A 12,127-nucleotide genomic window follows, 5' to 3' on the forward strand; every position below is an offset into this window, starting at 1 on the left:
CACCGCACCCGGGCGCTTCGGCTGTCCGGGTGCAGTAGCCCGCCGGCCCGCCGTGTCGGCGGGCCGGGCCGCCCCCGGACGGCGTTCCATGGCCGCCATGCGCGCCCGCCAGCTCACCGCCGCAGCCGCCGCGCTGCTGCTCGCCACCAGCACCCTGGCCGCCTGCACCGGCGACCGGGCACCCGCCCCCGCGCCGGCCCCGGTGCCGGCCCCGCCCACCATCACCACCGGTGACGTCCGCCCGTACGACCGGGACACCGTCCGGGACGGCGGCACGCTGCGCTGGGCGGTGGACGCCGTCCCGGCCACGCTCAACGTCTACCAGCCGGCCGCGACCGCCGACTCGGCGCTGCTCGCCCACGCCCTGTACCCCTCGCTGTTCCGGCCCGACGAGCACGGCCGGCCGGTCGCCGACCCGGACTACCTGGTGGCCGCGGAGTCCACCCCGCCGGGGCGGCGGCCGCAGGTGATCACCTACCGGCTCAACCCGAAGGCCGTCTGGAGCGACGGCACCCCGTTCTCGGCGGCCGACTTCACCGCCCAGCGGGCCGCGCTCTCCGGTCCCGACACCGCGTACACCAGCACCCGCCCGGCCGGATACGGCTTGATCGACTCGATCGAGCAGGGAGCCGACCCGGCCGAGGTCAAGGTCGTCCTCCGGCAGCCGTACGCCGACTGGCGGGCGCTGTTCAGTCCCCTCTACCCCGCGGCCCGGACGGCCACCGCGACCGCCTTCAACCAGCCGCTGACGGGCACGGGGCAGGTGACGGCGGGGCCGTACGCGGTGGCCGGCTACGACCCCGAGGGCGGGCGGGTCACCCTGGGGCGCAACCCGCTCTGGTGGGGCGACCCGGCGAAGGCGGACCGGATCGACTTCCTGGCCGCGCCGCCCGAGCAGCGGCTGGACGGGCTCGACCAGGACCGGCTGGACATCGCGCCGCTCACCGCCGCGGTCGACCGGGCCGGCGTCCTGTCGGGCGCTTCCCCCGATGCTTCGCCCAGCGCTTCCCCCACCGTTTCCGGCACGGCCACCCCCACCCCCGCCGCCGCGCCGCCCGCCGCCGTACCGGAGGCCGCCGTCCGGGAGCTGCGGCGGGCGGAGGCGCTGCCCGGCGTCACCGTGCACCGGGCCGCCGCGCCCTCGCTCACCCAGCTCACCCTCAACGCCGCCCACGAGCCGCTCACCGACCCGGCCGTCCGCGCCGCCCTCGGTCTGGCCGTCGACCGGCGGCGGATCGCCGATGCCGCGCTCACCCCGCTCGGCCTGGCCGCCGCACCGCTCGGCAGCCACCTCCTCACCGCCGACCAGGACGGCTACCGCGACAACGGGCCCGCTGCTGACCCGGCGGACGTGAGCCGGCTTCTGGATGAGGCGGGCTGGCGGCGCCCCACGGACGACGGTACCCGGACCAAGGACGGTAAGGACCTCGCCCTCACCCTGCTGATCCCGGCGGGCTCCGCCACCGCCCTGCGCACCGCCGACGCGCTGACCGCCGACCTGGCCGAGTCCGGCATCGCCGTCCGGCCGGTGACGGCGCCCGCCGAGACCTTCGTCCAGGATCACCTGGCCACCGGCGACTACGAGCTCGCCGTTCTCTCCTGGCCGGCCGGTTCGAACCCGGCCACCGAGCAGCGCCCGGTCTACGCCAAGCCCCGGCCCGACCCGGACGGCGTCCTGGACGCCGGCACCAACTTCGCCCGCGCCGGTACCGAGGAGATCGACCGGCTCTTCGACCGCGCCGCCGCCGAGCTCGACCTCGACGCCCGTCTCGCCCTGCTCCAGGAGGCCGACACCCGGATCTGGCAGCTCGGTCACTCCGTTCCCCTCTACCAGCGGCCCGACCTGGTGGGTGTCCGGTCCGGCGTCGTGGGCGCCGGGGCGTGGGGCTTCGGGTGGCCGCGCTTCCAGGACATCGGCTGGGCCGGCGGGGAGCAGAGCCCCGAGGCCACTCCGTCCGCGTGGTGAAGCGCGGTGAGGACGGGGTGATCCACTTGTGATCTTGATCCCGCCCGACCTGCCCGTTTCGGCCCACCTGGGTGGTTCCCCGTACGATAGGAGGAAGCCGTGGCATGTCCTGCCCGGCGGGTGGACCGGTAGTAGCAGGCGGAACGGGCGGCGGCGATCAACAGGGATCGCCGGTCGGCGTCTCGCGGCCGGGCGCCGAAACCCACGATTCCGGGAGAATCAGCCAGGCATGCCCACGCGCAACGACATCCGTAACGTCGCCATCGTCGCCCACGTCGACCACGGCAAGACCACTCTGGTCGACGCCATGCTGAAGCAGGCCGGCGCCTTCGCCGCCCACCAGCAGCTCGACGACCGCATGATGGACTCCAACGACCTGGAGCGCGAGAAGGGCATCACCATTCTCGCGAAGAACACCGCCGTCAAGTACCACCCCAAGGACGGCGGGGCTCCCATCACCATCAACATCATCGACACCCCGGGCCACGCCGACTTCGGTGGCGAGGTCGAGCGCGGTCTGTCCATGGTCGACGCCGTCGTCCTGCTGGTCGACGCCTCCGAGGGCCCGCTGCCGCAGACCCGCTTCGTGCTCCGCAAGGCGCTCACCGCGCGCCTGCCCGTCATCCTCTGCATCAACAAGACGGACCGCCCGGACTCCCGGATCGACGAGGTCATCAACGAGACCTACGACCTGTTCCTGGACCTGGACGCCGACGAGGACCAGATCGAGTTCCCGATCGTCTACGCCTGTGCGCGTGACGGCGTGGCCTCGCTGACCAAGCCGGAGGACGGCACCGTCCCGGCCGACAGCGACAGCCTGGAGCCGTTCTTCTCCACCCTGCTGGAGCACGTCCCGGCCCCGACCTACGACGCCGAGGCCCCGCTCCAGGCGCACGTCACCAACCTGGACGCCGACAACTTCCTCGGCCGTATCGCGCTGCTCCGCGTCGAGCAGGGCGAGCTGCGCAAGGGCCAGACCGTGGCCTGGATCAAGCGGGACGGCTCGATCTCCAACGTCCGCATCTCCGAGCTGCTGATGACCGAGGCGCTCACCCGCAAGCCGGCCGAGGTGGCGGGCCCGGGTGACATCTGCGCCGTCGCCGGCATCCCGGAGATCATGATCGGTGAGACCCTCGCCGACACCGAGAACCCGATCGCGCTGCCGCTGATCACGGTGGACGAGCCGGCCATCTCGATGACCATCGGCACCAACACCTCGCCGCTGGTCGGCCGTGGTGGCAGCGGCAAGGGCGCGGACGCCAAGTCCGCGGTCAAGGACCGCAAGGTCACCGCGCGCCAGGTGAAGGACCGCCTGGACCGCGAGCTGATCGGTAACGTCTCGCTGCGCGTGCTGGACACCGAGCGCCCGGACGCCTGGGAGGTGCAGGGCCGTGGTGAGCTGGCGCTGGCCATCCTGATCGAGACCATGCGCCGCGAGGGCTTCGAGCTGACCGTCGGCAAGCCGCAGGTGGTCACCAAGGAGGTCAACGGCAAGACCCACGAGCCGGTCGAGCGCCTGACGGTGGACGTGCCGGAGGAGCACATGGGCGCGGTCACGCAGCTCATGGGCGTCCGCAAGGGCCGGATGGACAACATGTCCAACCACGGCTCCGGCTGGGTCCGGATGGAGTTCGTCGTGCCGTCCCGCGGCCTGATCGGCTTCCGTACCGAGTTCCTGACCAGCACCCGCGGTACCGGCATCGCGCACTCGATCCACGAGGGCCACGAGCCGTGGTTCGGCACGCTGACGACCCGCAACAACGGCTCGCTGGTGGCCGACCGGGCCGGCGTGGTCACCGCCTTCGCGATGACCAACCTGCAGGAGCGCGGTGTGCTCTTCTGCGACCCGGGCACCGAGGTGTACGAGGGCATGATCGTCGGCGAGAACTCGCGCGCCGACGACATGGACGTCAACATCACCAAGGAGAAGAAGCTCACCAACATGCGTTCCTCGAACGCCGATGTGGCTGAGTCGATCGTCCCGCCGCGCAAGCTCTCGCTGGAGCAGTCGCTGGAGTTCTGCCGCGAGGACGAGTGCATCGAGGTGACCCCGGAGACCGTCCGTATCCGCAAGCTCGTCCTGGACCAGAAGGACCGCGGCCGCACCGCCTCGCGCGCCAAGAAGTCGTGATCTGTTCGGTCTGATCGGGCCTTTGGCCGGAAACGATCGCCCCCCTCTCCACCGGAGAGGGGGGCGATCGTTTTTCACTACTCCACGCTGTCGACGCGCGTATAAACGGAATAGCGCTTAACACCGCAAGGTGTCCGCTGAGCGAACGTGACAGTCCGTCATTCATGACGACTGTCCGTTTAATGCCTGTCTGGCTATGTCTCTTATGTCCGGTTTTCGAAACTTACTGACCGTTCATGTGACCTAATTGAGATCGGCATTGGTCACTTTCGTGTCCGTGCGTGACGGATAGTGGGTGCAGTCAGGCTCGGGTCAAGGGTTAACGCGCAGGGGTGCGCGCCGAAACCACGAGCGCGGACGGCATGGCGGACCGGTGACAACCGCCCGCCTGCTCTCCTCGTTGGAAAGTCGAATTCAGGAGGCATCCCCCATGCGCGGTGCAACCCAGACCAAGTGGATCGTCGCGGCGACCGCTATCGCCCTCGCGGCAACCGCTTGCAGCACCAGCTCGAAGAGCAGTGACAGCAAGGCGGGCGCGTCCGCCGGCGGCACGATCGCCGTCGAGCTCGGCGAGCCGCAGCACGGTCTGGTGCCGCAGAACACCGCGGAGTCCGAGGGCTCCGAGGTGCTCAACGCGGTCTTCGCCGGCCTGGTCGACTACGACCGCAAGACCAACGCCCCGAAGCTGCGCGTGGCCGAGTCGATCGAGTCCACCGACAGCAAGGTCTGGACGATCAAGCTGAAGGACGGCTACACCTTCCACAACGGTGAGAAGGTGACCGCCAAGTCCTTCGTGGACGCCTGGAACTACGGCGCCAACCAGGACAACGCGCAGGAGAGCCTGCCCTTCTTCAGCAAGATCGAGGGCTCCGAGGAGCTGGCCCCGGGCAAGGACAAGAAGCCCTCCGCCAAGGAGCTCAAGGGCCTGAAGGTCGTCGACGACAAGACCTTCACCGTCACCCTGTCGGCGCCGTTCTCGCAGTTCAAGACGATGCTCGGGTACAACGCGTTCTACCCGCTGCCCACGGCGTTCTTCAACGACCCGAAGGCGTTCGGCGAGAAGCCGATCGGCAACGGCCCGTTCGAGATGGACGGCGCCTGGGAGCACAACAAGCAGATCAAGGTCAAGCGCTTCGAGAACTTCCCGAGCTCTGACACCAAGGCGAAGCTCGCCGGCGTGACCTTCAAGATCTACGACAACCTGGACACCGCGTACAACGACCTGCGCGCCGACAACATCCAGGCCACCGACAAGCTGCCGATCTCGGCCATGTCGACCGTCAAGAACGAGTTCGGCGACCGCTACATCTACAAGCCCGAGTCGGGCGTCGGCTACATCGGCTTCCCGATCGCCACCAACCCGGAGACCTACGGCAAGCCGGAGATCCGCAAGGCGATCTCGATGGCGATCGACCGGGAGGCGATCACCAAGACGATCTTCTCGGGCACCCGCGTCCCGGCCGACGACTTCGTCAACCCGCTGGTCAACGGCTACCGCAAGGGCGCCATGGGCGACGCGGCCAAGTACGACCCGGTCAAGGCCAAGGAGCTCTTCACCCAGGCCAACGGTGTTCCGAACAACACCATCGAGCTGGGCTACAACGCGGACGGCGGCCACAAGGAGTGGATCGAGGCCGTCGGCAACCAGCTGAAGAAGAACCTGGGCGTCGAGGTCACCTTCAAGCCGTTCGAGAAGTTCGGCAAGATCCTGGACGCGCTGGGCGACAAGCAGTACTCCGGCGCCTTCCGCATGGCCTGGTCGATGGACTACCCGTCGATCGAGAACTACCTGCGCCCGATCTTCTCCAAGGTCGCCATCGACAACGGCTCGAACTACGGCGGTTACGTCAACGAGCAGTTCGAGACCCTGCTGAGCCAGGCCGACCAGGCGAAGACGGAGGAGGAGGGCCTCAAGCTGTACCAGCAGGCCGATGACGTCCTGATCCAGGACCTCCCGTACATCCCGGTGTACACCTACATGTCCTCCGCCGCGTACACCAAGAAGATCAAGAACTTCGACACCGACGCCCAGGGTCACATGAACCTGGCCGAGGTCGAGCTGGCCTGATCTGTAATCAGACGATCGGGGGCGGGCGGACCGGACTACAGTCCGGGTCCTCCCGCCTCCCTTCCTTGTCCGAAAGTATGGAGGTCTGATGGGCCGCTATGTCATCCGCCGACTGATACAGGCGATCCCTGTGCTGATCGGTGCGACGTTCCTGATCTACTGGCTGGTTTTCAGCCTGCCCGGCGACCCGGTGCAGGCGCTGGCCGGCGAGAAGCGCGCCGACCCGATCGTCGCGGAGATGATCCGCAACAAGTACCACCTGAACGACCCTTTCCTGCTCCAGTACTGGGAGTACATGAAGGGCGTCTTCCAGGGGGACCTGGGCGAGAGCCTGACCGGTCGCTCGGTGAGCGAGATGATCGGTGACGCCTTCCCGTACACCGTGAACCTCGCCCTGGTCGCCTTCGTCTTCGAGGCGGTCATCGGTGTGCTGGCCGGTGTGATGGCGGCCCTGCGCAAGGGCAAGTTCCTGGACCAGCTGGTGCTCATCAGCACCCTGCTGGTCATCTCGATCCCGGTCTTCGTCACCGGCTTCATGCTCCAGCTGGTGCTGGGCGTCAAGCTGAAGACCGACTACGGCATCGACTTCTTCTCGGTCTCGTTCAACGAGGACGACGGTCTGCGCGCCTACCTGCTGCCGGCCTTCGTGCTCGCCTCGATGTCGCTGGCGTACGTGGCCCGACTGACCCGCACCAGCCTGATGGAGACCATGCGCGCGGACTACGTCCGCACCGCGGTCGCCAAGGGCCTGAAGCGGCGCCGGGTGATCGGCCGCCACGCGCTGCGCAACGCGCTGATCCCGATCATCACCTTCCTCGGCGCCGACCTCGGTGGCCTGATGGGCGGTGCGGTGATCACCGAGAGGATCTTCAACATCCACGGCATCGGCGGCCTCCTGGCCCAGGCCGTGTACCAGAAGCAGGGCACGATCATCGTCGGCGTCGTCACGCTGCTGGTGCTGGTCTACCTGGTCACGACCCTGTTCGTGGACATGCTGTACGCCGTTCTGGACCCGAGGATCCGCTATGCCTGACACCATCACCAAGGGCACCGAGGCCCCGTCCGACGACAACAGGCCGAAGGCCGCGCCGGCGAAGAAGGAGAAGCCGGAGCGCGTTGCCAGCCTCTGGTCGGACGCGCTGAGCGACCTGCGCCGCAACCCGGTCTTCATCATCGGCGCGGTGCTGGTGCTCTGCCTGCTGGTGATCGCCGCCGTCCCGCAGTGGTTCACCGACGGCAGCCCGTTCGCGGGCGGTGCCTGCAACCTGGACGACTCGCTCAAGCGCCCGAGCGCCGAGCACTGGTTCGGCTTCGATGTCCAGGGCTGCGACATCTACACCCGGACGCTCTGGGGTGCCCGCAACTCGATCATCGTCGGCGTCCTGACCACCCTGCTCGTCACCCTTGTCGGCTCCCTGCTCGGCCTGGTGGCCGGCTGGAAGGGCGGCATCGTCGACAGCATCCTGTCCCGCTTCACCGAGATCTTCTTCTCGATCCCGCTGCTGCTCGGCGGCATGCTGATCATGTCGGTGCTCAAGACCGGTAACGCCTACACCGTCTCGCTGGTGATGGCCGTGCTGGGCTGGCCGCAGATCTTCCGCATCATGCGCGCCTCGGTGATCTCCAACAAGCACAACGACTACGTGATGGCGGCCCGCGCGCTCGGGGCCGGCAGCGGCCGGATCACCTTCCGGCACATCCTGCCGAACGCCATCGCGCCGGTGATCGTCATCGCGGCGATCAGCCTGGGTGTCTACATCGGTGCCGAGGCCGCGCTGTCCTACCTGGGCATCGGTGTCCAGTCCCCGGAGATCTCCTGGGGTCTGATGATCAGCGACGCCCAGCCCCGCTTCCTGAACGCGCCGCACGTGCTGCTCTTCCCGGCCGCCGTGCTGAGCATCACCGTGCTGGCCTTCATCATGCTCGGCGACGCGGTGCGCGACGCCCTCGACCCGAAGCTCCGCTGAGAGAAGAGGTGACGACCCGATGACCACCGTGATCGAGAAGAACCAGAACAACGACCGACTCGCCGTGGGCACCCCGCTGCTGGAGGTCCGTGACCTCCATGTGGAGTTCCACACCCGGGACGGCGTCGCCAAGGCCGTGAACGGCGTCAACTACTCCGTGGCCGCCGGTGAGACCCTGGCGGTGCTCGGCGAGTCCGGCTCCGGCAAGTCGGTGACCGCCCAGACCATCATGGGCATCCTCGACATGCCGCCCGGCAAGATCAGCCAGGGCCAGATCCTCTACCGCGGCGAGGACATGCTCGCCATGAAGGAGGAGCAGCGCCGGCTGATCCGCGGCCAGAAGATCGCGATGATCTTCCAGGACGCGCTCTCCTCGCTGAACCCGGTGATGACCGTCGGTGCCCAGCTCGGCGAGATGTTCCGGGTGCACCAGGGCGCCTCCCGCAAGGAGGCCAAGGACAAGGCCATCGAGCTGATGGAGCGGGTGCGCATCCCCGCCGCCAAGCAGCGCGTGGGCGACTATCCGCACCAGTTCTCCGGCGGTATGCGCCAGCGCATCATGATCGCGATGGCGCTCTCCATGGAGCCCGACCTGATCATCGCCGACGAGCCCACCACCGCCCTGGACGTCACCGTCCAGGCCCAGGTGATGGACCTGCTCGCCGAGCTCCAGGCCGAGTACAACATGGGGCTGATCCTGATCACCCACGACCTCGGCGTGGTCGCCGACGTCGCGGACAAGATCGCCGTCATGTACGCCGGCCGGATCGTCGAGACGGCTCCGGTGCACGAGCTGTACGCCAACCCGGCGCACCCGTACACCAAGGGCCTGCTCCGTTCCATCCCGCGCCTGGACCAGAAGGGCCAGGATCTGTACGCGATCAAGGGTCTGCCCCCGAACCTGCTGAAGGTTCCGGCCGGCTGCGCGTTCAACCCCCGCTGTGACGTCGCCACCGACCTGTGCCGCACGGAGACCCCGAAGCTGCACCAGGTGACCGACAAGGACGGCAAGGAGCTCACCGGCCGCCGCAGCGCGTGCCACCTCTGGAAGGAGACCCTCCATGGCTGAGCCCATCCTGGAGGTCAAGGACCTGGTCAAGCACTACCCGCTGACCCAGGGCATCCTCTTCAAGAAGCAGGTCGGCGCGGTCAAGGCGGTCGACGGCGTCTCGTTCGACCTGGCGAAGGGCGAGACGCTCGGCATCGTCGGCGAGTCCGGCTGTGGCAAGTCCACGCTGGCCAAGGTGCTGATGAACCTGGAGCGGGCCACCTCCGGCCAGGTGCTGTTCAAGGGCGAGGACATCTCCCGGCTCTCGGGCGCGGGGCTGAAGGCCGTCCGCCGGAACATCCAGATGGTGTTCCAGGACCCGTACACCTCGCTGAACCCCCGGATGACGGTCGGCGACATCATCGGCGAGCCCTTCGAGATCCACCCCGAGGTGGCGCCGAAGGGCGACCGCCGCAAGGCCGTTCAGGACCTGCTGGACGTCGTCGGCCTGAACCCGGAGTACATCAACCGGTATCCGCACCAGTTCTCCGGCGGTCAGCGCCAACGCATCGGCATCGCCCGGGGGTTGGCGCTCAAGCCGGAGGTGATCATCTGTGACGAGCCGGTCTCCGCGCTGGACGTGTCGGTGCAGGCGCAGGTGATCAACCTGCTGGAGCAGCTCCAGGACGAGTTCGAGCTCTCGTACATGTTCATCGCGCACGACCTCTCGATCGTCCGGCACATCTCCGACCGCGTCGGCGTGATGTACCTCGGCAAGATGGTCGAGATCGGCACCGACGAGCAGATCTACGAGAACGCCACGCACCCGTACACCCAGGCGCTGCTCTCCGCGGTGCCGGTGCCGGACCCGACGGCGCGGGAGTCCCGCGACCGGATCATCCTGAGCGGCGACATCCCCTCGCCGGCCAACCCGCCGTCCGGTTGCCGGTTCCGCACCCGCTGCTGGAAGGCGCAGGAGCGCTGCTCCACCGAGATCCCGCTGCTGGCGGTGCCGTCCGTGCTGAGCGGTCCGGCCGCGCACGAGTCGGCCTGCCACTTCGCCGAGGTTCGGGAGACGGCCGCCGCCGTCTGATCCCCGAGGCGCCATCAGGAAGGGCCCGCGGCCATCGAGCCGCGGGCCCTTCCGGCGTTCCGTCAACTTGCCGCCGCGGAGGTGTACCCGTCCGGGGGTACCCGGCGCGCGCCGCCGCAAGGGCACGCTTCTCATGGGGTGTGATGCGACACACACCTTGAGGAGGGACCTCCATGCCCGCAGCCACTCGTGTTCGTTGGGTCCTCGCCGGAGCGGCATCCGTGGCCCTGGCGGCCGGCGGGTGCAGCAGCAGCGGCGGAGGCGGAAGTTCGTCGGACAGCGGCAAGACCTTCAGCTACCAGAGCAGCGAGCCGCAGAACCCGCTCCAGCCGGCGAACGCGAACGAGGTCGGTGGCGGTCGCATCCTGCAGAACCTCTTCAGGGGGCTGGTGGACTACGACCCCGGCGATGCCAAGATCCGGATGCAGGTCGCGGACAAGATCGAGACCAGTGACTCGCAGACCTTCGCCATCACGCTGAAGGACGGCTGGAAGTTCCACGACGGCACCCCGGTGAAGGCGAAGAACTTCGTCGACGCCTGGAACTGGGGCGCGACCACCACCAACAACCAGATCAACAGCTCGTGGTTCTCCGACATCGAGGGCTACAAGGACGTCCACCCGGACAGCGGCCAGCCGGCCGCGACCACGATGTCCGGGCTGACCGTCGTCGACGACACGCACTTCACCGTCAAGCTGAGCGGCAAGGTCTCGTACTTCGAGTACAAGCTCGGCTACATCGCCTTCTCCCCGCTGCCGGACGCCTTCTTCAACGACCCGTCGGGGTACGGGCAGAAGCCGGTGGGCAACGGGCCGTACCAGTTCGTCAGCTGGTCGCACAACCAGCAGGTGGTGACCAAGGCCTTCCCGGACTACCAGGGCGTGGACAAGCCGAAGAACGGCGGCGTCGTCTTCAGGATGTACAACACGTCCGAGGCGGCCTACGCCGACCTGCTGTCCAGCAACCTCGACGTGATGGACCAGGTGCCGCCGTCCGCGCTGGCGACGTACCGGAGCGACCTCGGGGACCGGGCGATCGACGAGCCGCAGGGTGCCATCCAGAACATCGGCTTCACGCTGTACCAGGCGGACTGGTCCGGCCCGGCCAAGGCCAAGGTCCGGCAGGGTCTGTCGATGGCGATCGACCGCGACACCATCACCAAGACGGTGCTCCAGGGCTCGCGCAAGTCCGCCTCCGCCTGGGTGGCCGAGGGCGTCGAGGGCTACAAGGCCGGCGTCTGCGGCGACAACTGCACGTTCGACCCGGCCAAGGCCAAGCAGCTGATCACCGAGGGCGGCGGGGTGCCCGGGAACAAGCTGACGATCACCTACAACGCGGACGGCGGCCACAAGGAGTGGGTGGACGCGGTCTGCAACTCGATCCGGCAGAGCACCGGGGTGGACTGCACCGGTGATCCGAAGCCCGACTTCAAGACCGCCCGCGCGGCGATCACCGGGCACCAGATCAACGGCGCGTTCCGCACCGGCTGGGTACAGGACTACCCGCTGAACGCCAACTTCCTCGCCGACGTCTACCGCACCGGCGCCGCCTCCAACGACTTCGGCTACAGCAGCCCGAAGTTCGACCAGCTGGCCGCCAAGGCGGACCAGGCCGCCAGCGTCGCCGACACGGTGACCGGCTACCAGCAGGCCGAGGCCGTGCTGCCCGGGGACATGCCCGCCATCCCGCTCTGGTACTACCGCACCAACTCGGGCTACTCCACCAAGGTCCAGAACGTGAAGTTCGACTCCTTCGGGAACCCGGCCTGGACCCAGGTCGAGGTCAAGGGCTGACCCTCTCCCGCCCCCGCGCCCGTCACCGGACCGGGGGGCCGGCCGCGAGGGCCGGGGAGAGAGGGCCGTCCCACGCCGGGCCCCGCCCTCCCCGCACGGAGGGCGGGGCCCGGGCACTCGG

Annotated in this window: 8 protein-coding genes; all 8 read left to right on the forward strand. The window is 68.5% G+C overall.

What is annotated here, in order from left to right:
* Window positions 1–97: 97 nt before the first annotated feature.
* The 8 genes from ACIO5D_RS13655 (at window position 98) to ACIO5D_RS13690 (ending at window position 12,006) form a co-directional block, all read left to right on the forward strand.
* A complete protein-coding gene (locus ACIO5D_RS13655; RefSeq protein WP_400795176.1) occupies window positions 98–1,966 on the forward strand; it encodes an ABC transporter family substrate-binding protein in 1,869 nt (622 codons plus the stop codon).
* 229 nt (window positions 1,967–2,195) lie between these two features.
* The gene (gene typA, locus ACIO5D_RS13660) at window positions 2,196–4,097 is read left to right on the forward strand and encodes a translational GTPase TypA (RefSeq protein WP_363607470.1); all 1,902 of its coding nucleotides are present in this window, start codon (window positions 2,196–2,198) and stop codon (window positions 4,095–4,097) included.
* Between the two features lie 430 nt (window positions 4,098–4,527).
* A complete protein-coding gene (locus tag ACIO5D_RS13665) occupies window positions 4,528–6,165 on the forward strand; it encodes an ABC transporter substrate-binding protein (RefSeq protein WP_400757454.1) in 1,638 nt (545 codons plus the stop codon).
* 88 nt (window positions 6,166–6,253) lie between these two features.
* Entirely contained in the window at window positions 6,254–7,198 is a 945-nt protein-coding gene (locus ACIO5D_RS13670) for an ABC transporter permease (RefSeq protein WP_400757452.1), read from the forward strand.
* On the forward strand, window positions 7,191–8,132 hold the full coding sequence (locus tag ACIO5D_RS13675; protein ID WP_400757451.1) for an ABC transporter permease: 942 nt from the start codon (window positions 7,191–7,193) through the stop codon (window positions 8,130–8,132). Before ACIO5D_RS13670 ends, ACIO5D_RS13675 begins: the two co-directional genes overlap by 8 nt.
* A 19-nt stretch (window positions 8,133–8,151) precedes the next feature.
* The gene (locus ACIO5D_RS13680; RefSeq protein ID WP_400795178.1) at window positions 8,152–9,201 is read left to right on the forward strand and encodes an ABC transporter ATP-binding protein; all 1,050 of its coding nucleotides are present in this window, start codon (window positions 8,152–8,154) and stop codon (window positions 9,199–9,201) included.
* A complete protein-coding gene (locus ACIO5D_RS13685) occupies window positions 9,194–10,213 on the forward strand; it encodes an ABC transporter ATP-binding protein (protein WP_400795180.1) in 1,020 nt (339 codons plus the stop codon). The genes ACIO5D_RS13680 and ACIO5D_RS13685 overlap by 8 nt, the downstream gene beginning before the upstream one ends.
* Before the next feature lie 173 nt (window positions 10,214–10,386).
* The gene (locus tag ACIO5D_RS13690) at window positions 10,387–12,006 is read left to right on the forward strand and encodes an ABC transporter substrate-binding protein (RefSeq protein WP_363607476.1); all 1,620 of its coding nucleotides are present in this window, start codon (window positions 10,387–10,389) and stop codon (window positions 12,004–12,006) included.
* Window positions 12,007–12,127: the final 121 nt, after the last annotated feature.

Source organism: Kitasatospora sp. NPDC087315 (assembly GCF_044744345.1).
In the GTDB taxonomy this organism is placed as follows: Bacteria; Actinomycetota; Actinomycetes; order Streptomycetales; family Streptomycetaceae; genus Kitasatospora.